This is a genomic window from Nonlabens tegetincola (assembly GCF_002117085.1).
Taxonomy (GTDB): domain Bacteria; phylum Bacteroidota; class Bacteroidia; order Flavobacteriales; family Flavobacteriaceae; genus Nonlabens; species Nonlabens tegetincola.
In genome coordinates, this window is the sequence record NZ_CP019342.1 from 1,507,190 (window position 1) to 1,531,675 (window position 24,486).

Annotated in this window: 17 protein-coding genes, 1 tRNA gene and 1 pseudogene; 2 read left to right on the forward strand and 17 right to left on the reverse strand. The window is 35.3% G+C overall.

All coding sequences use genetic code 11. The features are described 5' to 3' along the window. Positions 1 to 586 precede the first annotated feature (586 nt). The 4 genes from BST91_RS07175 to BST91_RS07190 form a co-directional block, all read right to left on the reverse strand. Positions 587 to 976: a hypothetical protein gene (locus BST91_RS07175; RefSeq protein WP_085774962.1), complete on the reverse strand. Its 390-nt coding sequence runs from the start codon at positions 974 to 976 to the stop codon at positions 587 to 589. A 508-nt stretch (positions 977 to 1,484) separates the two neighbouring features. Beyond that, on the reverse strand, positions 1,485 to 2,210 hold the full coding sequence (locus BST91_RS07180) for a hypothetical protein (RefSeq protein ID WP_060524540.1): 726 nt from the start codon (positions 2,208 to 2,210) through the stop codon (positions 1,485 to 1,487). A 2-nt stretch (positions 2,211 to 2,212) separates the two neighbouring features. Then, positions 2,213 to 3,412, reverse strand: a complete 1,200-nt coding sequence (locus BST91_RS07185) for an RHS repeat domain-containing protein (protein ID WP_157546915.1) — start codon at positions 3,410 to 3,412, stop codon at positions 2,213 to 2,215. Between the two features lie 231 nt (positions 3,413 to 3,643). Further along, a tRNA-Met gene (locus BST91_RS07190) sits at positions 3,644 to 3,716 on the reverse strand. Between the two features lie 211 nt (positions 3,717 to 3,927). Between BST91_RS07190 and BST91_RS07195 the strand changes: the two genes are divergently transcribed. Beyond that, complete coding sequence (locus BST91_RS07195) at positions 3,928 to 4,392, forward strand: ferritin-like domain-containing protein (RefSeq protein ID WP_085774964.1); 465 nt, start codon at positions 3,928 to 3,930, stop codon at positions 4,390 to 4,392. Positions 4,393 to 4,451: 59 nt separating this feature from the next. Here the strand turns inward: BST91_RS07195 and BST91_RS07200 are convergent, their stop codons facing one another. The 13 genes and pseudogenes from BST91_RS07200 to topA all read right to left on the reverse strand — a co-directional run bounded on the left by BST91_RS07200 (position 4,452) and on the right by topA (position 22,691). Continuing rightward, positions 4,452 to 5,165 (reverse strand): pirin family protein, encoded by a 714-nt coding sequence (locus tag BST91_RS07200; RefSeq protein ID WP_085774965.1) that lies wholly within the window; start codon positions 5,163 to 5,165, stop codon positions 4,452 to 4,454. A 19-nt stretch (positions 5,166 to 5,184) separates the two neighbouring features. Then, positions 5,185 to 5,364 (reverse strand): CPXCG motif-containing cysteine-rich protein, encoded by a 180-nt coding sequence (locus tag BST91_RS07205; protein ID WP_042277993.1) that lies wholly within the window; start codon positions 5,362 to 5,364, stop codon positions 5,185 to 5,187. Further along, entirely contained in the window at positions 5,361 to 6,725 is a 1,365-nt protein-coding gene (locus BST91_RS07210; RefSeq protein ID WP_085774966.1) for a TolC family protein, read from the reverse strand. The genes BST91_RS07205 and BST91_RS07210 overlap by 4 nt, the downstream gene beginning before the upstream one ends. Next, entirely contained in the window at positions 6,715 to 9,930 is a 3,216-nt protein-coding gene (locus tag BST91_RS07215) for an efflux RND transporter permease subunit (RefSeq protein WP_085774967.1), read from the reverse strand. Before BST91_RS07215 ends, BST91_RS07210 begins: the two co-directional genes overlap by 11 nt. 6 nt (positions 9,931 to 9,936) lie before the next feature. Continuing rightward, positions 9,937 to 11,046 (reverse strand): efflux RND transporter periplasmic adaptor subunit, encoded by a 1,110-nt coding sequence (locus BST91_RS07220; protein ID WP_085774968.1) that lies wholly within the window; start codon positions 11,044 to 11,046, stop codon positions 9,937 to 9,939. A gap of 73 nt (positions 11,047 to 11,119) precedes the next feature. After that, positions 11,120 to 13,071, reverse strand: a pseudogene (locus BST91_RS07225) (ABC-F family ATP-binding cassette domain-containing protein). A 101-nt stretch (positions 13,072 to 13,172) separates the two neighbouring features. Continuing rightward, positions 13,173 to 14,204, reverse strand: a complete 1,032-nt coding sequence (locus BST91_RS07230; protein WP_085774969.1) for an NAD(P)/FAD-dependent oxidoreductase — start codon at positions 14,202 to 14,204, stop codon at positions 13,173 to 13,175. Between the two features lie 78 nt (positions 14,205 to 14,282). Beyond that, a complete protein-coding gene (gene porN / locus BST91_RS07235; protein ID WP_042277985.1) occupies positions 14,283 to 15,212 on the reverse strand; it encodes a type IX secretion system ring subunit PorN/GldN in 930 nt (309 codons plus the stop codon). A 21-nt stretch (positions 15,213 to 15,233) separates the two neighbouring features. Continuing rightward, the gene (gene porM / locus BST91_RS07240; protein ID WP_085774970.1) at positions 15,234 to 16,781 is read right to left on the reverse strand and encodes a type IX secretion system motor protein PorM/GldM; all 1,548 of its coding nucleotides are present in this window, start codon (positions 16,779 to 16,781) and stop codon (positions 15,234 to 15,236) included. A 42-nt stretch (positions 16,782 to 16,823) separates the two neighbouring features. Further along, on the reverse strand, positions 16,824 to 17,489 hold the full coding sequence (porL, locus tag BST91_RS07245; protein ID WP_060524512.1) for a type IX secretion system motor protein PorL/GldL: 666 nt from the start codon (positions 17,487 to 17,489) through the stop codon (positions 16,824 to 16,826). 57 nt (positions 17,490 to 17,546) lie between these two features. Then, entirely contained in the window at positions 17,547 to 18,917 is a 1,371-nt protein-coding gene (gene porK, locus BST91_RS07250; RefSeq protein ID WP_085774971.1) for a T9SS ring complex lipoprotein PorK/GldK, read from the reverse strand. A gap of 112 nt (positions 18,918 to 19,029) precedes the next feature. Then, positions 19,030 to 20,190, reverse strand: coding sequence for a formimidoylglutamase (locus BST91_RS07255; protein ID WP_085774972.1), 1,161 nt, complete (start codon positions 20,188 to 20,190; stop codon positions 19,030 to 19,032). A 2-nt stretch (positions 20,191 to 20,192) separates the two neighbouring features. Further along, positions 20,193 to 22,691, reverse strand: coding sequence for a type I DNA topoisomerase (gene topA, locus BST91_RS07260; protein ID WP_085774973.1), 2,499 nt, complete (start codon positions 22,689 to 22,691; stop codon positions 20,193 to 20,195). 322 nt (positions 22,692 to 23,013) lie between these two features. Between topA and miaB the strand changes: the two genes are divergently transcribed. After that, a complete protein-coding gene (miaB, locus tag BST91_RS07265; protein ID WP_042277977.1) occupies positions 23,014 to 24,480 on the forward strand; it encodes a tRNA (N6-isopentenyl adenosine(37)-C2)-methylthiotransferase MiaB in 1,467 nt (488 codons plus the stop codon). Positions 24,481 to 24,486: the final 6 nt, after the last annotated feature.

The window sequence follows — 24,486 nt, forward strand, 5'->3', positions numbered from 1 at the left end:
TATTTCGTAAAAATCATAGCTGTTGCTAACTTTCCTCCAGCTACAGCACTACTAGCATAACACATGCTTTAATTTAGAACAAAGGCATAACAAAAGTGTGAGACGTGAAAAACTATAGACCATCTCAAGAGCTTAACTAAAGGCTCACTATTAAGTCAGCTTATGTTCAAATTTTTTATGATGAGCAGCACAAAATTTAAAATTCCTCTAAGTAGGGATTTGAAAATTGCCAGTTTATTTTATAAACAGCTTTCAATAAAATCAGCTAGTGTAACTTGTTGAGAATTTATATGAGTCGATAAAGTTCATGTTATATACTTAAACTCTTTGAAGTCCCTTTTTTTCAAATAAATAATAGGGGACTTACCATACAAGGAGTGTCCTCCTGACTTAATCAACATCATTTTCCTCTCAATATTATTGATAAAAATAGTTCCTCTTTCTTTATCATAATAATAGTAGATTTCATGATTATTAATATCTGCATCCAATCGAATTACAATATCATCATTATTCAATAGGTCAATATCTCGAAAATTAGTGTTGACTTGTAACAGTAACATTAAAGTAAAACATATATATTTCATTATTTTAAAATCATTTTGATAAAGAGTTCATTGGGCAGACTTTCAAAAGAAACAGCTTTTTCATTAGTTAATAGGAAATCTTTAATCTGAACGTGCTCAATATTAATTTTTGTGAATTTCTGAGACTTGCTTTCAAACCTAGAGGATTTTATGACTAAATTATTCTCCTTTGGAAACCCAATTAAAAGTTCCTGATTTAGAGAATCGTAAGTGTAATAAACATTAATATTTTCATTGTTTTCTTTGTTTTCAATAATAACTTTTGAATTATATTGATTGGGGACAACTAGTTCAATTTCATGGTCCGAAGATTCCTTTTTATCCTTTTCACAACTACATAAACAAATGAAAAATAGGAATAACAAAGTGAAACGATAATGAATAAACATATAATGTAGGGATTGTTTGACAACTAACTTAATTAAACAATTTTCGAAAAAGACTCTTAATTGTTTTTGGCTGTGGCTTTCGAAGTCTAAAATACGTTTTTCTTCTTATTTAAAATTTACATTTCTCATAAATCATTGAATAATGATTTATATAAAGTACTCTTTTCAAATCTTATTTTAGTATGCGTAAAATTTTTACTTATTACAATAAAATATCGACAAAGTATCACTTGGAAAAGATACAAATCTATCGCATAAAAGACAGTAACTAATTAATTATAAATTGCTGTTTCTATAAGCCACTAAACTATTTCCTTTTCGCATTACAAATGCTAGTTCAATTCACACGCGTTGCAAACGCGCTCGACGTGGACAGATTATTCATTTCACTCTAAATTAAAAAAACAGCTAACAAATCGGATGTTGTTAGCTGTTTTTAAGGGTTCAAGGTCTCCAAGCAAGATCGTACCTTACTCTATAAACTTATCAGATAAGGTTCAATCTTGCTTTAATTCTTTTCAATCTTTTTATAAATTTTATTTTCCAGTTTGAATTTTGTATTTGAATATATAGAATCCGTAACTCCGATAATCCGTAAATTGTTTAGGTTCATATCGGTAACGGATTTTAAATCTATATTTAGCTCAATTCCCCAAAAACCTTGAAACACTTCGTATAATTCAGACCTAAAAGCAGTAGTCATAATTTCATTACATTCTTTAATAGCCTTTGATTTGTTACAATCGTATCTAAGTCCAATTATTCTAAAATAGTTAAGAGTTTCTGCTAACTTAAAGGTGTTTTTTTCAGAATCAAGGGAATAAATTAAAGTCTCATTTGGTTTTTTGATATCGTTTGAACTAAAACCTACAAAAAACAATTTTATGTTAGAATGCTTTTCCTGAAACTGAATAAATGAATCTTTGTTAAAATTGATGGTGACATTTTCCTCTGTTGTACTCTCAATTTTATAGTCAATTTTTAAATTTTCATAATAACCTATCGAATCACTTTTGAGTACTATTGAGGATTCGATTTGAAAATATTTCCCTTTACTTATTATATCATTATTAACACGAACATACTTATTGGTTTTACTATCGAAAGAAATGAAGTCATTATGAACATTTTTTTCATTTGAATATTTACCATTTAGCTTATACTTATTCGAACAACTTGTTGTAATCAATACAATGAGTAAACCTATAATAAATGAAGACGTTTTTTGTATCATAATTAATTCCTCAAATTAATATCTGTAAGGATTTGATTTGCTAATTTAAAATCATGCCCCACATTATCGATTAGAATTCTATAACTGGAATAAATATGTGGATTTTTTTTCTCATTTCTTCTCAATTTTTTAGCCGACAGGTTAATGCTCAATAATTTAATGTGCCTACCAAAAGAATATTTTGACGTATCACCACGTGTTGAAATACTACCGTCAGATGAAATTAAATTGTTTGATTGGTTTTCGTAAGCCCATTGAGATCGATAAGCTGAAACCTCTTGTACAAAAGAATCATGAATATTAGGAAACACCATTTTCCACGAATCATTAAATGCTAACTTTCTTCCTGCCGACCTTTCAATACCGACATGTGTGATTTCATGAATCTTTAGAGCATCATCAGGTCCTTCAATACTTACATTTCTTCCATCAGACGATTTCACATGAGAAGAATCACTATTACCTGAAGTAAGATCGTAAAAATAGTCTTCATCTTTGCCTAATACGTCAATATACTCTAAAGTTTGATCCAGTTCCATGATTCGGAGTGAATTTTTATCAGTTGCTTCTGATAAATTCTCAAATGCCTCATCATTGAAATCTCCATTTTCGAAATAAGCAATTATTAAGTCAAAATTTTTCTGAGACAAAGCATCTCTTTTGTTTTGAACATTTATTTTTAACTCTTCTACCTCTTTAGGATCTTTCCATTTCATTCCATCAGGGTCAATGAAAAATATTGGATTATTTATAGCATAATTATATGGTGAAAATTCATAATTATCTATATCATCCGCTAAAGGATCAATATTCATCCACCTACCAATAGCAGGGTCATAATTACGAGCGGTTATATCAATCCATTCCAGTCCTAATTCATCTTGTTCTTCTTTATTCCCGTAACCGTACTTATGGTCACTGCCTGTGATTGTGTTATTATACCCATTATGTTTGAGGCCGAAGGGATAATAGTTATTCTCTTCTTTAATCATTAAACTGTCAGGACCTTTAGCATAGTTGAGTCTTACATTACCAAGGTGGTCTTTATATTGATAGAAATACTGGTAATAAACTTGATCTACTTTTTCAACATACCCTTCTGCATGAGAGAAGCACTGTAACTGCTCACTACCACTTGAGGAACTCTTTTCATATAAAAAAGCACCTACATAGGATGTTATGCTGGTTAAGGTGTTGTTCACGTAGATTTGTTTTTGAAGCTTTGTTCCCGAAGCATCATAAATATACCTAATTTGTTCATCATCCAAAAAGTGTATTGAAAACGGTAAGTTTAAATGATTGTATTTGATGGTTTCAACTTTTTAACCGAAACATCAGAACATCAATGTCCATTTACCGACATCCAATGAACTTTAAGTCGAATTACCACCTAAAACGAAAAAAGCTCCTGATTTCTCAGGAGCTTTTGTTAGTAGCGAGGACTGGACTCGAACCAGCGACCTTCGGGTTATGAGCCCGACGAGCTACCTACTGCTCTACCTCGCGATATCAACAAACTAAGTTAAACACTCTGTCATAACTCAGAAACAAAGTTTGTTTCATTTGGGATGGCAAATATACAACCCTTTTTCACTTCTAACCAAATATTTTGGAGAGAATCTTTCATAATAAAATATGACAGTTGTTAAAAGATTTTCAATTGATTGAATTTTAAGAACATGCTCTATTATTCTATGTAAATTCAAAATAAAAAATTATGAGCAATACAGTAAAAACAGAAAATTATCTGAATAATCTAATAGAAAAAAGTTACGACGCGCAGCATGGTTATGAAAATGCTGCCGAAGTTGTAGATAATGTCCAATTAAAAAAATGGTTTATTTCTCAAGCACAACGAAGAACTGAATATGCAGGTGCTTTAATTAACGAAATGAATAATGTAAATGGTGAGGCTCATCTATCAGGATCCTTTACTGGTGACATGCATCGCAGTTGGACTAATTTAAAAGCAGCTCTTTCTTCTAACAAAGAAGAAACTATACTAGAGGAATGTTTAAGAGGTGAAAAAGCAACCATTGAAGAATATGAAAATGTGCTCGAAAATAAGGGTGAATTGCCTCCTACCATAGTGAGTATCTTACAAGCTCAGAAGGATGAAGTTCAATCTACTGTAAATACAGTAAAACGATTGGAAGACATCGCCGATGATTTAGACAGGTAAAATGCAATGATAGAAATAAAAAGGCTGCCACTATCGGCAGCCTTTTTTCATTTACTATTTTAAAACTTCAACGGAACTTCCATAAATAAAGCTTCACTATCCTGGGTAATATTAAAATCAAAAGATGAAGTCTGGTATATACCGATACCATCTCTTGTAGATAATTGTTCGCCATCTATGGTTATAGATCCTTTAATTAAAAAAATATACAGACCGTTTGTTTCATCTTTAAATTTATAAGTAAGGTGGCTGTCCTTTGTGGTGTGAATCATATGCCACCAACTGTTTTGATGTACCCAAACACCATCATCATCTGGATTAGGTGATAGAATTTGGTAGAGTTCGTTCTCAACTGCGATTTCACTTATAGCAACTTCATCATACCTAGGCGTTACATTCTGTTTATTGGGAATCATCCATATTTGCAATAGCTTGAGTTCCTCATTTTCATTTTTATTGTACTCGCTGTGCTGCACACCTGTTCCCGCGCTCATTACTTGTACCTTGCCCTTTTCTATGACAGCGGTATTTCCCATACTATCCTTATGTTCTAGAGCACCTTCCAAAGGAATGGTAACAATTTCCATATTATCATGTGGATGAGTAGGAAATCCTGCTCCACCTGCAATTCTATCGTCGTTTAAAACCCGTAAAACGCCAAAGCTCATTCTATCCGGATTATAATACCTACCAAAACTAAAAGTGTGTCTGGCATCTAACCAACCAAAGTTAGCAGCTCCTCTAGTTTCCGCTCTATGTATAACTGTTTTCATTTTTTTTATTACAAGTTAATCATTGACCTAATTCTGTAGCGTTAAAGCTTTCTAAACTACCATTTTCAAACACCACCTTAATCTCTATAGGGTTGCAGCACACTTCACAGTCTTCTACATAAGTTTGTGAATAGGCTGGATCTAGTAACATCGAAATTTCTTGCCAACAATGCGGACACATAAAAAAATGCTCTATCATAACTCCACATTTAATAATTGTCCTGTGAGTTGTAGTAATTGTAACTCGGCAAGTTTGGCATCGTACTTAGCAAGGTTTTTTGTTGTTTGAGCGTTTAACAAGTTTACCTGAGCCTGTCTAAACTCCACCGACGATACTTGACCTAACTTATAACGCTCTTCAGTTCTGGTAAAGTTGTTTTGATTAGTAATCAAGTTTTGCTCCTGCATTTGATAAATTCGTAAAGCGTTGTTGTAATTACCACGAGCATTTGCGATATCTCTCTTTACCTCGTCGCCTATTTGTTTTTTAAGCAGTTCTTCATTCTTGAATCGAATTTGCGCATTTCGATAATTAGTGATTGAAGTACCACCGTCAAAAATATCCCATGTAAGATTTGCACCCAACTGCAATGAAGTACTCAAATTGGTAGTGCTTGGGAAAAATGCACTAGCCGGGTTGTCAGTTTGATTCCAACCGTAAGAACCTGTTAGACCTATTCGAGGTAACATAAGCGACCTTGCTGTTTTAATATCGTATTCACTTACAGTCACGTTGCGATCGGCTTGTAATAAACGTACGTTGTTCTCACTAGCCTTTTCAATAAACGATACAATCTCGAGCTCATTGAGTAATGTTACGGTTGTATCTACTGCAAACGACGTTTCTATATCACGTTGCATGATAAAGTTTAAATCTCGTTTTGCATTACGTAATTGTTGTTGAGCATTTAGTAAGTTAATACTGTCGGTATTAATATCTACTCTAGCATTAAGAACCTCAAGTTTGTTTACTTGTCCATAATCAAACTGGTACTGCGCTCTTTGCTCTCGCTTTAAGGATATATCCAGTGCCTGTTCTAGTACTTGTACGTTTTCTCTAATACGTGCTACCTCTAGATAGACAGACATCAATTGCAAGGCATTTGTTTCTATGGTTTGTCTAGCTTGTAATTCAGATAAGTTATATAATTCTTTTAAACGCTTGTAGTTGTACAACCTACCTAAACCATCAAACAAAGTGTAATTGACATTGATCGCAGCATTGTAACGTCTCGTTTCAGCATCCTGAATGTTTACATTATCCCTTACCGATCCATCTTGATTTAAGGCGCCGCCAAAGTCTACCTCGGTATCAGTTTGTTCATAATTGGCGCCTGCTGTTCCATTAACGGTAGGCAAGTATCCAGAATTCAGAATCCCTTTATTATTTTCAGCAATGAGTTTTTGATTTTCAGCAATTCTAACTCCGTAATTATTTTCTAGCATTTGTGCAATTGCCTCTTGCTTGGTTAACAAGCTCTCTGGTGACTGTTGTGAGTACGCTTTCGCGAAAGCGTAGAAACAAAAAGCCATTAAGATAAACCTACTTTTATTCTTCATAATCCACTGTGCTATCTTGTTCTTTTTTTACCGGTGTCACTTCCTTAGGAGCTAAAGATTCACCTTTTATAAGCCAGCGCATAGCGAGCTTACTACGATTTCCGAAACTTAAAAATAATGGTAACAACAATAAGGTTAAAATCGTGGCCAAACCTATCCCGTAAGATATTGAAATCGCCATGGGTTTAAGAAATTGCGCCTGTCGGCTAGTTTCTAACAGTAAGGGTGCTAGACCAGCAATGGTAGTTATAGAGGTTAAAAATATGGCTCTAAAACGTGATTTTCCTGCCTCATAAAGGGCGTCATCAAAATCTAGTCCTTCCTTAATGTAATTATTGAATTTACCGATGAGTACAAGACCGTCGTTTACCATAATTCCTATTAATGCGATAATACCTAGCATCGATAAAATATTCACAGGAAAACCATGAATCCAGTGTCCCCAACCTACTGCCACCAGACTAAAAGGAATAAGTAATAATAGCATGATAGGTTGTGTCCAACTTCTGAAGGTAAACGCGATTACTATATAAATTAATAATAAAATTATAGGCATTACAGCGCCTGCACTGGAACTTATCTTTTGTGCCTCGCGTGCCTGTCCATTCAAATAGTTAGGTGATATGGTCGGGTACTTGGTCTGTAATTCTGGAATAATGTTTTCCTGAATGTCTGTAAGGATATCTGTGGCGCTTTGATTAGGATCCTTTAAATCGGCAGAAACTTGGATTTCCCTACGACCGTCAAGGTGATTAATGACAACATCGCCACGTTCAATTGTGTATTCTGCAATGTCTCTAAGAGGCACACGATCTCCAGCTGGCGTTACTATTCTCAATTCATCTAGGTCAGTAATACTGCTTCGGTTTTCACGATCGTAGCGCACCCATACTTTAATCTCGTCTTGACCTCGTTGGAATCGTTGTGCCTCGCGACCGAAAAAAGCAGCTCTTACTTGATTCATAATACTTCGTGTATTAAGACCTAGCGCATAAGCATTTTGTTTTAAGTTAAGTCGTATTTCTTTTATTCCAGCAGGATCGTTATCGGTAACATCCTTGAGCAACGGATTGCTTGTTAAAATTTCCTTTAATTCCTCAGTCGCAGATTTCAATTCCTGAATATCATTACTCAATAAAGAAACTGAAACAGGACTACCGCCAAAGTTACCACCTGATCCAAAGACCAGTCTTTCAGCGCCTGGAACATCTCCTACTAGTTCCCTTAATCGGTTAGAAACAATATTTGAGTTGAGAGATTCTGGTCTAGTTTCACCAGGTAATAGGTTTATCGTTAATCCAGCAGAAGAAGATGAGGTTTGTGTTTTAATAATGTTTTCAAACAACATAATGCTATCACCATAAACATCATCGGTTAGGTATTCCTCGGTTAACTCTTGATTTACAATTTGCGCTTTTTGTTCTATATGTGAAATAATAGAATCTGTAATTGCAGTGGCTGTTCCATTAGGCATCTCCAGTTCTACACTTACTCTGTCGCTGGCAATTCTAGGGAATAAAGTTACTCCAATAACTCCACCGCCTATACTTCCTAAAGTGAGTAAAATAGCCGCTAAGAAAAAACTAAAAGTCAAAAACTTATTGCGTAGGGTAAATCGTAAAGCAGGCGCGTAAAGTTTATCTCGCATCCACGCCATGGATCTATCGCCGTAGTCGTTAATTCCTCTCATTTTTTTGAAGAATTGTCCTAGTTTACTTTTAGGTTCCTTAGGTTTATCTGCCAGCGCTTTGGAATGTGCCAGGTGAGCTGGTAAAATGATCAATGCCTCTACTAGAGACACCAGTAATGTCAACATAACAATAACGGAAACCTCACTAAAAAACTCGCCTATTCTACTATCTAAAAATAAAAAGGAAGAAAAGGCTAGTATCGTTGTTGTAATCGCACTCAAAATAGGTGGAATCACTTCTAGTGTTCCATCAACGGCAGCTTTTATGGCACTTTTACCATTCTCGTAATGCTGATAGATATTTTCGGCAATCACAATTCCATCGTCCACCAATATACCTATCACGATTATCATCCCAAATAAGGAAAGCACATTGATCGTGACATCAAACTGCCCAGCAAACATGAACATTCCTAAAAAAGCTACTGGTAGTCCAAAGGCTACCCAAAAAGCCAATCTTACATTTAAAAAAACTGATAGAAATATCAAGACTAAAATCATCCCTACAACAGCATTTTCTGCCAGTAATGCTGTTCTTTGATTTAAGGTAATTGATTGATCACTCACTACGTTTAACTGTACATTTGAAGAACGTTGATTAAATCCTTCAATGTATTCCTTAACCTTATCGGCACTATCAATTAAATCTTCAGAATTAGTACTGGTAATGGTTACATTTACTGCAAGTTCATTATTAAAGTAGGATGCATTTGGTGTTTCAGAGAAACGGTCTCGCACAGTAGCTACATCGCTTAATCTTAAAGTAGTACCATCACTATTAGTACGTACAGGAATAAAGTTAAGCTCAGTCCCGTAATAGTTACGGCTGTTTGCCCTAATTAGATACTCCTCAACATCGGTTTTAATATTTCCACCGGTAACCAGTAAATTACTATTAGCAACAGCATCTGCAACCTCTTGAAAGCTCAAGTTATAAGCCAACAGAGTATTTTCATTAACAGCAATTTCAATTTCCTCGGCTGGATAACCTGCAATATTAACTTGAGAAATACCGTCTATTCCTCTAAGATCATTTTCAATATCACGAGCTATTGTCTTAAGGGTTTTTAAAGGTATATTCTTACCGCTCACAGCAAAAGATATAGTAGGTCGAGCATTTTCTTGTTTGGCTACTACTAGCGGCTCCATTCCTGTGGGAAATGATGGGACTCTATCTACTGCATTTTTAACCTCGAGCAGCATAAAGTCGATATCGTAACCTTTTATTATTTCTACCGTAATAGTTCCTGCATTCTCTCGTGATGCACTGGTAACCCTATCTACACCTTCAATACCCTTTAAATTATCTTCAATTTTTAAAACAACTCCTTCTTCTATTTCTTGAGGAGAAGCTCCTGGGTAGACCACATTAATGGTAATAATTTTTGAATCTACTAGTGGAAAAAAGGAAGAATTAAGAGATAAAGCACCGATGATACCAAACACTAAAAATGCAAAGATCATCACATTAACTGCGATGTGATGTTCTATAAAATAACTGATGATTTTTTTCATGTCTCCTTACTCCTCTTCTGGTTTTACAAGCATGCCTTCATAAGCACCAGGTAAAGACTTTGAAATGATAACAGTATTATCAGGAACGTCCTTTATTACCGCTGTTTTATCACTAAAATAGACTGGATTCACTTCCATAAGTTTAAGCACACTATCTTGAACGGTAAACAACGCATTATCATTTTGTAATAGAGACCTACTAATTTCAATTGCTTGATCAATTTTCTCGGCTTCTAATTGAGCTTGAACAAACATTCCTTCTTTTAAATCTGCATCACTTACTTCAATTATAGCGTCAATAGTTTGACTAGCTTGATCGATTTTAGCATTTATTCTAGTAATAGTACCTGTATAGGTTTTAGTCCTTGTAACATTTTCAAGAACTACCTTTTCCCCAACTTTTAGCAAGTCAGCAAATTCACTACTTACCGCTACCGGTAGTTCATAGGTTCCTGATTTAATAAATTCACCTAGTAGTTGACCATTGCGCACTAGTGTACCTTCGGTAACATTAGCCTCGGTCAAAGTTCCTGTAAAAGGAGCTCTTATGCGGTATTTACCTAATCGTTGCTCTAAATTTTTAATGTTGTAATAGGTAGTATAAATATTACGACCGGTTATGTAATACTTTTCCTTATCTGATTTTGGCTCTGGTAATGCTGCTGTGGCTGCATTAATGTTCCAGTTATTAAGGTAATCCTGCCACTGCTGGAACGACTCGGGATAATCAAGTCGTAAATCTGGCATGAGCGCTGTAATTTGATTATTCAAACTACTGCGCAAGCTTTGAACCTGAGCGTAAAATTCGGTATTGTCTATAAGGATAATAGTCTCTCCAGCTTTATACTCCTGTCCTGTTCTAAAGAGCTTATTTACAGGTTTAAACACACCAGAAACTTCGGCATATAATTCAATTCTATCTTTTGCTTGTAAGTTACCTTGTGTAGGAATAATAATTGGTACAGTAGTATTTTTTACTGTATCAACTTGAACAATCTTAACCTCTTTCTTGATCTTAGGTTTTGGTTTCTTTTTGCTATTAAAAATAGAATAAGCACCATAGGCTGCACCAAGAATAATAAGCAAGCCTAGAACAATACGTAAAGCAGTTCGCATGTATATACAAATATTAAAGTAGTGCCAAAACTACAATAATATCATACTGCTGCGGTTAAGGAAAACTTAAAGACTAGGAAAAGGATTCAATTTCCTCGTATAGAGATTCCCATTTTTGATTCCAGTCTTTTAATTCTGTTTTAAGAGCTTGGTAGGAATCAAAAAATTTAGGGTCGGCAACGGTTTGATCATAATTCACTTGTAATTCTAGATCAATCTCTTTGATCTCCTTTTCTAATCGGTTTATGTTAGATTCTGCTTTTGATAAACGATTGTTGAGCGATTTTAGTTTTTTTGATCCTCGTAACTTAATTTTTTTTCAGGTTGTGATTCTTCTTGCTTTCGCGAAAGCGTACCACTTACCTCTTTATCGTTCTTACTATCCTTTGAGACTTTTTCAATCTCTCGCATATCCATAGCCTTGCGTTGCTCTAGATAATAATCAATATCGCCTAAATGCACCTGAAGTTTGTGATCTCTAAACTCATACACCAATTCAGTAAGCCCTTGTAAAAATTCTCTATCGTGAGAAACGACTATTAATGTACCATCGTAGTTAAGTAGGGCTTTTTTCAATACATTTTTTGACTGTATATCTAGGTGGTTTGTAGGCTCATCCATAATCAGGACGTTAAATGGCTGTAGCAATAATTTACAAAGTGCCAGCCTATTGCGTTCTCCACCACTTAATACCTTGACCTTTTTTTCCACTTCATCTCCTCTAAAAAGGAAACTTCCTAACATGTCTCTTACTTTGACACGATTAGTATCGTCTGCAGCATCGAGCATTGTATCTAAAATGGTTTTTTCACCGTCTAGATATTCTGCCTGATTTTGTGCAAAATAACCCAATTGAACGTTGTGTCCTAAATTCACATTCCCTTGAGCATCATTAATATCACCTACAATAATTTTTGCAAGTGTAGATTTTCCCATTCCGTTTTGCCCTACAAACGCTACTCGTTTACCTCTTTCAAGTAGTAAGTTTACATTCCTCAATACCGTTTTGGCACCATAATTTTTTGAAACATCTTCTAGCTCTAGAACAACTTTACCAGGTTGTACTGATGCCGCAAAACGGATATTCATAGCTGCATTATCCTCTTGCTCAATCTCTACCACATCCATGCGGTCCAACTTTTTTATAAGTGACTGTGCCATGGTCGCTTTGCTTGCTTTGGCTCTAAATTTTTCAATCAGCTTTTCAGTACGTTCAATTTCCTTTTGTTGGTTTTTGAATGTAGCCTCTTGTTGTTCTCTAATTTCGGCACGTAGTTCTAGAAATTTGGTATAAGGCTTTGGATAATCATAAATACGACCTAGACTGATTTCTATAGTACGGTTGGTAACATTGTCCAAAAACATCTTGTCGTGACTTACAATCATTACAGCTCCTGGATAATTTTGCAAAAATTGCTCTAACCAAAGTATAGATTCAATATCCAGGTGGTTAGTAGGTTCATCCAGAAGCAGGATATCATGATTTTCTAATAATAATTTTGCTAGCTCAATACGCATGCGCCAGCCACCTGAAAGTTCATCAGTTAGTTTATTAAATTGTTCTGGTTGAAAACCTAATCCTTTTAAAATCTTTTCAGTTTCTCCCTTATAGTGATATCCGCCAATAATTTCATACTCATGAGTTAAATCACTCAAATCGATCATGAGTTGATTGTAACCTTCACTTTCATAATCGGTGCGTGTGGCAAGTTGCTCATTAATGTTTTCTAACTGAGCTTCTATTTGTATCGCTTTCGCGAAAGCGGTATAAGCCTCTTCTAGAACTGTTCTTCCCTGTACGAAATCAATATCCTGTCTTAAGAAACCTATACTGGTACCTTTTTCGATAGCTACCTGACCTTCATCGTACTCTAGGTCACCAGCTACAACTTTGAGTAAGGTAGATTTACCAGCACCATTTTTACCAATAAGTCCAACTCGTTGACCAGCGTTTAAACGAAAAGTGATTTCTTGAAAAAGTGTCTCACCACCAAATGAAACGTGTAAATTATGAATGTTTAACATGTAAGTATTCTATGGATGCAAAGATGCGTAACTACCAGTAAACCTTAAAACTTTGGCAGTTAAAAGCTACATATTTATTTAAATGGAAAATGAACAATTATTTACCTAAATCTTTGAATATCGATTTCTGGATGTAAGGATGAGTTTTTAAAAATACTATTATGGAGTTGTTCACTAGCCCAAGGAGCAATCAACACTGCCCTACTACCCATTCCATTAAAGACATAATGATTTTTAAGATTAGGATGCGCTCCTAAAAAAGGTCTCCTATCAACCGTTGTTGGTCTAATTCCCCATTTATATTCGACAATCTCATAAGGTACAGTGAGAATTTTTTCCAAACGAGAGGAAAGAAATTGCGCGCCGGCGTGTGAAATATTATCAGACAGGTCATGCCTATTGTACGTGGCTCCTACCCAAAACATATCGTCCTTGTAAGGCATAATAAAAACACCTGCCTTGATAATAGCATTAAGTTTTAAATCAGGTACTTTTATAAGCATGATTTCTCCTTTATTACCTTGTAAGGGCAAATAATTAAATTTTGCATTATCCTTTATGGCATAACCTTCTGCATAAATTACATGATCAAAGACTTCTGTATTAAAAATCACAGATTGATTATCAAAAGAAAGACCGTCGTCATTACCTGCATGGAAACTATCTAAATTTTTAAAGAATTCATAGGTTTTTGACATGAAGGTAAGTGTGTCTAACCAACCTGTTTGAGTAACCTCTCCATAACCAAAAGGTGCATTAATTCCATCAATTTTTAAAGAAGAAATAGAACCTTTCATAAAAGGTTTTAATTCGGGTTTTTCAGATTTTGTAACCCAAGTTTTCTGTTCATTATTGTCATGTAATCTTCTTAAGATTTTATAGGGATGAAGTAATTTACAGTCTAATTCCTTTTCTATTTTTTGGTAAAAAGGCAACATATACTCAAGCTGTTCCTGCGCTTTCCATACACTAGTAAACCTTTTTAAAATAGTTGGATTATAGACGCCAGCTGCAACTGCACTAGATCCTTTTTTTTGATCCGTAACTAAGGTGCATGATTTATCATTAAAGTACCATTGCCAGGCAAGAGTACAACCTGAGATTCCACCACCAATAATTAAAGTGTCTTTCATATAAAAAGATGAACAACAAATTTACGTCAAAAAAAACCTCGCTTTACAGCGAGGTTTTATAAATTTAATTATGTGGTTTTAGTAATTCCACATGTCTAATTCGAAATTTCTAATTATTTCGTTTAATCTTCTAGATTCTAATAACTGCATTAAAGAGTTATCTGCAATGTAACGTTCGATTTCACGATCCCCTTGAACATTGTCCATTTTATAGATTAACGCATTAAATCTGCGTGAATTTAAAATATGATCAAATGAAATAGGACGCGCACTGTTAAGTGTATTAAATGCTTTAGCCTCATGAAGTAGTTGACGAGCATCTGGATAGTAAACCCAGAATAATTCAACACCTTCATCAGAGTCCATAAAGTTAGCATCTGGAGTAACAGGACATATACCGATTAAACGATAACGTAATTCAGATTGACGAGCATCGAAATACCATACACCACGTATTCTGTATTCTTTAACATTGTCTGCACCAACAGTTACTACATTGACATACTGATCAAAACCAGGGATGTTGTAAGTAGTATCTACATCTAGAGGTCTTACTCCTTCTTCAAGAATGATACCTTCATCATTAAGGATGTTGATACCAGCTTCAGAAATCGTTTGACTGCTCAATGAGTTTTCTATATCAGCATATTCTCTTTTCTCATTGAAATAAGAATCAGCATATAAAGGTAGATCTCCTTTTATAGCAGCATCAGTTAATACATGGAATAAAGAACGACGGTCTTTACCTACTCTAATAGTGTCTACAGGATAATAAAGAGGAAAATTAATACGCTCATCAAGATCTATGGTTTCCCATACAGTTCTTTGCCATAACACATCACGTTGTTCCACATATCCATAAGGTAACGGTGTATCGTTATTATTTTCAACCTGTTCTTCCGTCAATTTCCCAAATTCCTCTGGACTTTTGGCATTGAGAATATTGTTTTGAGCAACAGCAGTTCCTGTAAAGGCTACAGCAGCTATTAAAACGATTATCTTCTTCATTATTGAGATACTATTAATTTATTAGTTTGTAAGTTCAACAGCTACACTTGATACACCTGGAAGGTTTACCTTAACTCCAGGAATAGCAGCTTTAATTTTAGCAAATTGAACGATATCACCCTTACGAGCTCTATTTAAAGCACTTTTTGCAGCACCATTTAATCTATTACCACTTACTGGTATAGCAGGCTGGCCAGGTACTTTAAATATAAAACTTGTAACTCTAGGCTTTAATTCAAAGTCAAAGTTTAAGAACTTAGCGTCAACATCAGATATAGCAAGCTGTTGACGTCCTTTTTTAACATCATCGTATTCACCTGCTACCATACCTGTAGGTCTTGGTAAGTTTTTGATACGGAAAGTTTTAGAATCAGAAACTGTTTCACCAGTAGATAATTTACCAGTAACGTTAATCTTAACTTCTTTACCAGCACCAGGACTCATGATATAACTAGAACCACTTTGCTTTCTTAATCCAGGAGCAGATGCATTAACATTACCACTTTGAACTCCTGCAAAAGTAATGGTCATTGGGTTATCTACACCACGATATACTACATTCATTTTATCAGCAGATATAGTTGCCGAATTAGGCTTAGCAATAGTAGCGAAAGATTGTTCAACATCAACAGGTAAGTCCTCACCATCTTGTTCAAATATCAACTGACCTGTGATCTTGTGATCACCAACCGAACCTGCACCAACTTTTAGTACAACACGACCATCCTCAATGGCGTATTGATTTTCAGATAACGTTCTACCATCTAATTTCAGCTCAACTCTTTTAGGCTTTAAAGTAGCATCCTTTCTTCCTAAAACAATTTGACCATCAAAAGTCTCTCCATTATAGTAAGCAGCTTTAGGAGTCTCCATAAGAGTGGTATACTTATTCATACTCACCTCTTCCTTAAGAGCGCCAGTTGTTAATTTACTTAAAACTTCAGATTCAATATTCTTAACTTGACTTTGCAATAACGTAATCTTAGCAATTGAAGCAATTAATGGAAAACCTTTATAGTGATAGTCCATGTACTCAACTTCTTTACCATCACGATTAGTTTCAGCATTAGGTGTGAATTTATTATCTAATTCACTTTTTAACTCTGCATTATCTGCAACAACTTGTTTCATGTTGTCACGATATTCTGTCATTCTAGATAAAAATTCTTCTCCTTCAGGGCGCAATTTATCACCTACAAAGAACTTCTGATCAAGAAAGTCTGCCTTATCCATAACCTGATAATCCGTAGCATCCTCAACCGAACCTTCCATTTCTTCTTTAATATTTTGAAGATATTGATAGTATTCAGTAGATAATTGATCTACTTTATCCGCCTTTGCTTTAAGTGGAGCATATTTTTCAGGCTGGTCACTAGCTAATTGTGCTAGACCACTCATAGCATTACTATTTTTTGCTGTCGCAGCAACATTGCTTTCTTCTATGTTTGCATTTAATAGACCAAATGCATTAAGAACTTCCTTACTCATATTAAGAGCAAGCATCGCGATGAAAACCAGATACATCAGGTTAATCATCTTCTGTCTTGGGGACTGTTTTCCTCCTGCCATAACTTTTTAATTAGTTGTTGTTAAATTAATTAAGCGAACTAATTATGCTTTCATTGCTCCAAGCATGTTACCATACACACTGTTCAATGAAGATAAGTTATTAGCTAGTCCAGCCATTTGCTCTTGAAGTTTAGTAGCGTTTTCAGCGATTGCTTGATTTGCTTCAGCTTGTTTAGCACCGCTCTCTACTTGTACTTTGTAAAGACTGTTTAAAGATTCCATTTGAGCAGCTGCAAGAGCCATTTCCTCAGAATACTTTTTGGTAGAAGTCATAGCCTCAGTAGTTGGCTTAATACCTTCTGCTGCACCTTTAAAGCTACGGATGCTGTCTCCTAAACTAGACATAAGTTCAGAATCAAGTTTAGCCTCCTTAAGCATTTCATCTAATTTTTTAGATAAAAGACCTTGTGCATCTTTAGGCTCTTCTACTTTTTTCTTTTTCCCACCAACTGCTTGACCACCAGCTAATTCTGGATAAACAAGTGACCAATCAAGATCATCTTCTACAGGTTCAAAAGCAGATATAAAGAAAATTAAAGCTTCAGTAATAAGACCAATAGCAAGTAAGGTACCACCACCAATTTTAGCTCCACCACCTAATGGAATTTCCCAGTGAAGAATTTTGAATAATGCACCGATAATTACAATTGAGGCTCCGATACCGTAAGCCATGTTAAATAATTTCTTTGTTGTTTTAGACTGTGCCATTTTTTAAATAAGTGTTTAGTTAAGTTGTTAAGTTAAGATTTAATTAATTAAGGGGTATTAGTTAGTAGCTGCATTAAGAGTAATATCAGTACCTTGATACGTTTGTACCGTACGGAAACCAATAAAACTTCTTGCACTATCCTGATATTCGTAGTCACGAGTTCCTACTTGTAAGAAGTATGATACATCCTTCCAAGATCCACCTCTAACACCTTTACGTTTATTTTCTTTATCATTTACTACAGGCGATAATGAACTCATAAATTCATAAGCTCCTGGCTCATATGAAGAATTCACCCATTCTGATACATTACCTGACATGTTATATAAGTTGTAATCATTTGGTTCATAAGCATCTGCTTCTACCGTATAAACCGCTTGATCTGCTGCGTAATCACCTCTTAATGGCTTGAAGTTAGCAAGGAAACAACCTCTATCATTTTTTGCATAAGGACCACCCCATGGATAAGTCGCTCCTTCCAATCCACCACGAGCAGCATATTCCCATTCTGCCTCACTTGGTAAACGGTACTCAAATACTCTTTCCAGGTTACGTTGCTTTCTATACCCATTGTGATAAAGTGTTCTCCATTGACAGAACGCCTTAGCTTGTTTCCAGTTTACTCCTACTACAGGATAATTACTGTAAGCTTCATGATAATAGTAATCATTGTGCATTGGCTCATTGTAACTATAGTTAAAATCTCTAATCCATACCGTAGTGTCTGGATATACAGGAATTGGCTCTTGAGTTATAAAGTCTTTTCTAGATTTAGATTTGTCACGATTACGAGCAACCGCTTCAACATCGTACTCTGTGTACATAAACTGTAATTTGTCCGTATCGATAGTACGTTCTCCGTTATAAGCTTCCTCGTAAGGGATTAAGAAATTGTCATAAACCTCAGCATAAAATTCGTCTGGAATCTCCTCTGTATCCCAAATAAGATCAACATCACGATTTAATTTTCTTCCTTCATATCCAGTCGGACCAAGACCTACGTAGTTATCTTGTAGGTATTGCTCCCAAGGAGTAAGCTCTCCTTCTTCACCATCAAGAAAGGCAAATTCCCCTATTCCATCATCACCAGGAGTAGCTCCATTTTCATCTGCCATAATAGCTAGATTTGTTCTAAAAATAGAATCACGTACCCAGTTTGTAAATTGACGGTATTCTGCGTTTGTAATCTCAGTTTCATCCATGTAGAAAGATGGTACTGTAACAGTTTTAGCCGGTGCATTTCTAGTAGCAGCGATATCATCATCACTTTTACCCATTATAAACGCACCACCTGGTATAAGCGTCATACCATAAGGCTTTTCAGGATGCCATTTCTTTCCTTTGGCACCTACTACCATTCCGCGGTCTCCTTTTCCACAACTAGCTACAAAAACTGCCACTGCTATAAGGACAAAAAACTTTTTCATAAGGTATCTTAAGTTATCTTTATGAGATTTAAGGCCGTAAACCTATTATTTTATTTATAATTCCACAACTTTTTTTTATGATTAATTTAAAGAAACTATCGATAAAATGTTGCTAAAATTCGTTTTTCTTCCTAGCTCTTAACCATTTATCAGGAAGATGTTGATTGCAAGCTTCTTGATAATCTTGATAAGAACAAGGTAATAACGTATGTTGTTTTAATTTATTATTGACTCCTTGAATAAAAGGTATTTCTATCCACCAGCGCCCAGTATTACTACTCTTGTAAAATATAAGTATCTCGTCCTCAACAGGTACCTGATACTTTAATACATTATCATCGATATTCAATGGATACTCACCGCTGCGATAATTGTAACCTTCGATAAAATACCAAACTATCTCTGCTACCAACTGCGCTGGTGTATCTATTGCCTCCAGAACGGTCTCAAAAACACCAAATACTTTTAACCTATCACTAATTCCAGCGTACCTGGAAAGACTGCAAATTTGCTTACCATTAAATCCATTAGGGTTCGCTTTCGCGAAAGCGAGATCACCACTACGAACCGATTGTAAATCGATACCTACCATATCTGCATCTCTCATATGAGGCTCGGCCAAGGTGATATCCTGATCCAACGCACCTAATCGATCTGCTTCAAAATACATGCGTTGCAACAACTCAATTTCGTCCTGCGAATTGAAATAGGTTTGAAAACCAAGGTTGGTATAATTGAATAAATTATAGGGTTGTTCTGTCACCATTTTACCAACGTAATTGCGTGAGGTCATGGGTGCATTGATATCGCCTAAGTCAAACCTACAATCAACATTCAACGCATTAATCATAGTATAATGCTCATCAAATGCTCGATACATAGGATACATAAGATCCTGACTACCACCAATGTATATAGGTATAATTTTTCTTAAGAGAAAAAATTCGGTAAGCTGTCTTACTACGAAATAGGTATCTTCAACAGTTTCACCAGGAAAAACATCTCCTAAATCGGCTATGGTTGATGTCCAGTTTCCTGGATACAATTCGTACAGCTTTCTTCTAATATGATCCAAAGTTTTAACTTGAATCAAGGCATTATTATCCTTACGGTTTTCTAACAGACCGATGATCACCAAATCCACATTTTGCAAGTCTGGCATACCATCTTGCTCTGTATGAATTCTTATTGTTTGTCCTAAAGTGGCTGGTGGTTGCAACATTGCATGAGCCACCGCAAGCTCATGAACTGGGTTTAAAAAATCCAGAGACATGTTTATTTTTTAGTACTCTTACGAGTGGTTTTTTTCTTAGTTGTTTTCTTTTTAGGAGCTTTTTTTGCAATTAATTCTTGAGCTTTTTCTAAAGTAATACTTAAAGGGTCGATGGTTTTTGCTAGTTCCACCTTAGTCTTACCTTTAATGATATTATGCCTACCCCATCGAGCCTTTTCAATTCTTATACCTTCTTCTTCCCAATCAACTATCAGCTTGTCTTTTTCCTTTTGAATCTTATCCTTAATTAAAGTTTCAATATCTGAATTAGACAGGTTATCAAAGTCGTACTTTTTATTTACTGAAATAAACATACCACTCCATTTTATAAATGGCCCAAATCTACCAACTCCTTTAGTAACCGGTTGGCCGTCATATTCATAAATTGGAGCATCGGCCTTTTCTTTTTCTTCTATAAGCTCCATAGCACGATCTAGTGATATACTCATTGGATCATCTGTTTTCTCCAAGGAAACAAATGTTTTACCGTTGAATTTAACATAAGGACCATATCGCCCTTGATTAACTTCAACAGGATGCCCATTGTATTCACCCAAAGTTCTAGGAAGTTTAAAAAGCTCTAAAGCTTCTTCTAAGGTAATCGTCGATAGATTTTGAGAAGGCAGTAAGCTAGCAAACTGAGGCTTCTCTTCATCCTCTACAGTACCTATTTGAGCCATTGCCCCAAATCTTCCTAATCGAACACTTATAGGTTTACCGCTTTCAGGATGTGTTCCTAGGATACGTTCACCTACTTCTCGTTCGGCATTTTCTGCTACGTCCTTAACTTTAGGATGAAAGTCTTTATAGAAAGACTGCATCATATCAGTCCATTCTTCTTTTCCTTCGGCGATGTTATCGAAAGACTCTTCTACTTTGGCTGTAAAATTATAATCTAAGATATCACCAAAATGCTCTACTAAGAAGTCATTCACAACTCTTCCTACATCCGTAGGAATCATTTTACCTTTATTTGATCCCGTTTTTTCAATTAATTCTTGAATCTGAACTTCTTCATTAACCAGAGTGAATTGTTTGTAAGATCTTTCTTCTCCTGTATCTTGACCTTTTTCAATATACTTACGATTTTGAATGGTCGTAATTGTAGGTGCGTATGTAGAAGGTCTACCGATACCTAATTCTTCTAGTTTCTTAACCAATGAAGCTTCCGTATAACGGTATGGTGGTCGTGAGAAACGCTCGGTAGCAGTTATAGACTTTGAATCTAAAACATCTCCAACGGTTAAATCTGGTAACAGTCCTTCTTGTTCTAGATCTTCATCATCAGTTCCTTCTAGGTATACTTTTAAAAAACCTTCGAATTTTACGATTTCACCATTTGCAGTGAATTCTTTATCGTGAGTACTAGCACTTATAGAAACGTTGGTTCTTTCAAGTTTAGCATCACTCATCTGGCTGGCTATAGCTCTTTTCCATATGAGCTCGTATAATCTGATTTGATCTCTATCGGCTCCTGCACTATGGACAGCAAAATCAGTAGGCCTTATAGCCTCGTGAGCCTCTTGAGCTCCTTTAGACTTTCCTTTATAATTACGCTCTTTATGGTATTTATCTCCGTATGCCTTATTTATTTCCTCCTTGGCACCGTTTTTTGCCTCATTACTTAAGTTAACCGAGTCGGTTCTCATATAAGTAATCAATCCAGCTTCATACAATCGTTGTGCAAGTTGCATGGTACGACTTACATTGAAGTATAATTTCCTTGAAGCCTCTTGTTGTAATGTTGATGTGGTAAAAGGTGGAGCTGGAGACTTACTAGCTGGCTTTTTGGTTAGATTTGAAACCTTAAAAGTAGCTCCTTTATTGGATTCTAAAAATTCCTCTGCTTCCTTAGTAGAATCGAGTGAACTTGGTAATTTTGCTTTGACTAACTTACCTTCTTTTGAAAGGAATTCTGCATCAACCCTAAAGAAGTTTGTTGAATTAAACTTCAAGATTTCATCCTCGCGTTCTACTATTAATCGAACTGCCACACTTTGCACACGACCAGCACTTGCACCACCTTTGACCTTTCTCCATAATATAGGAGAAATCTCATATCCTACTATACGGTCTAGCACTCGTCTAGCCTGTTGGGCATTTACAAGATCATAATCTATCGTTCTAGGATTATCAATTGCCTTTTGAACAGCGCTTTTAGTGATCGCATTAAATACAATACGTTTTGTTTTTTCCTTTTTGAGATCAAGTTGTTCAGCAAGGTGCCATGCAATAGCTTCTCCTTCCCTATCTTCATCACTCGCTAACCAAACTATTTCGCAATCGGCAGCTAGTTTTTTAAGCTTTTTAACCAGATCTTTTTTATCACTAGAAACAATATATTTAGGTGTAAAATCTTTATCGACATTAACACCTAATTCCTTGGCAGGAAGGTCAGCAATGTGACCAAAACTAGATGCTACTTTGAAATCTTTTCCTAGAAATTTTTCAATAGTTTTTGCCTTGGCAGGCGACTCTACTATTACAAGATTTTTTGCCATTAAGTTTTGAAATTTGAAATGCAAAGTTATAGTTAAAATAATTAGAGAGTCTAAATAATTGTTAAACCAATATTTTTTAGAAATATAAAAATCTGTTATTCAACATTTTAACTTTAAATATTCTTTTAAACCAAATAATCAAAGATAATTCTCCCTTTTCGTATTATTCATTTTATGCTATTAATAGGCAAACCAACTTTTGAGCTTTTTCCTTAGAAAGAGCATAAATATCTGTTAGAATGTTAAGGTGACAGATTGTCATTAAACCAAAAAAACAAACTATCTTTGCACCACCTAAAAAAGGTGAAATACTAAGGAGACGATGGAAAAAGTAATTGAAGAAGAAAAGCAAGGAACTACTGTTCAATTAAATGATAAAAAGGAGAACGGCCGTAAATTATACATAGAGAGCTACGGTTGTCAAATGAATTTTTCAGATAGTGAGATTGTTGCATCAATCTTGGCTAAAGAAGGTTTTAATACTACGAATACTCTTGAAGAAGCAGACCTAGTTTTGGTTAACACTTGCTCCATTCGAGAGAAAGCAGAACAAACAGTTCGTAAAAGATTAGAGAAATTTAATCGAGTAAAAGAGCGCGAAAATCCAAACATGAAAGTTGGGGTTCTAGGCTGTATGGCAGAAAGACTTAAATCTAAATTTCTCGAAGAAGAGAAAATTGTAGACATGGTTGTAGGACCTGATGCCTATAAAGACCTTCCAAATCTTGTAGCAGAAATCGATGAAGGTCGTGATGCAGTTAATGTAATTTTATCTAAAGAAGAAACCTATGGTGATGTTGCTCCTGTAAGATTACATAGTAATGGTGTCACTGCATTTGTATCCATAACTAGAGGTTGCGATAACATGTGTACGTTTTGTGTGGTTCCTTTTACAAGAGGACGTGAACGTAGTCGTGATCCTCAATCTATCTTAGAAGAAATTCAAGATTTGGTAAACAAAGGTTTTAAGGAAGTAACTCTTCTGGGACAAAACGTTGATTCGTATTTGTGGTATGGCGGTGGTCTTAAGAAGGATTTTAAAAAGGCGAGCCCAATGGCTCAGGCGACTGCAGTAGATTTTGCCAAACTTCTGCATATAGTTGCTAAGGCTCAACCTAATTTAAGAGTACGCTTTTCTACAAGCAATCCACAAGATATTAGTGATGATGTTCTCCATGCTATGGCAGCACATCGTAATATTTGTAATTATATACACTTGCCTGTACAGTCAGGAAGTGATCGTATATTAAAAGAAATGAATCGACTGCATACCCGTCAAGAATACATGGATTTAATTGATCGTATTCATGACATTATTGAGGATTGCGCAATTTCTCAAGATATGATCGCAGGATTCCCAACTGAGACCGAAGAAGATCATCAAGACACTTTAAGTCTTATGGAATATGTAAAGTATGACTATGGTTTCATGTTTGCATATAGTGAGAGACCTGGTACTATGGCTGCAAGAAAAATGGAAGATGATGTTCCTGAAGAAGTAAAGAAAAGACGTTTATCAGAGATAATCGATGTACAACGTCGTACTGGTCTAGAAAGAGCTCAATACTTTGTAGGAAAGACTGTAGAGGTACTTATTGAAAAAGAGTCTAAACGATCTGATCAACATTGGGCAGGACGCAACTCTCAAAATTACATGACCGTTTTTCCTAAAGGTAATTTTAAGGTTGGCGATTTTGTAATGGTCAAAATAACAGACTGCACTAGCGCAACTCTAATAGGTGAAGCTGTTGGATATAGTGATATGACAGGCCCAATCACGATTAAATAATAGTTT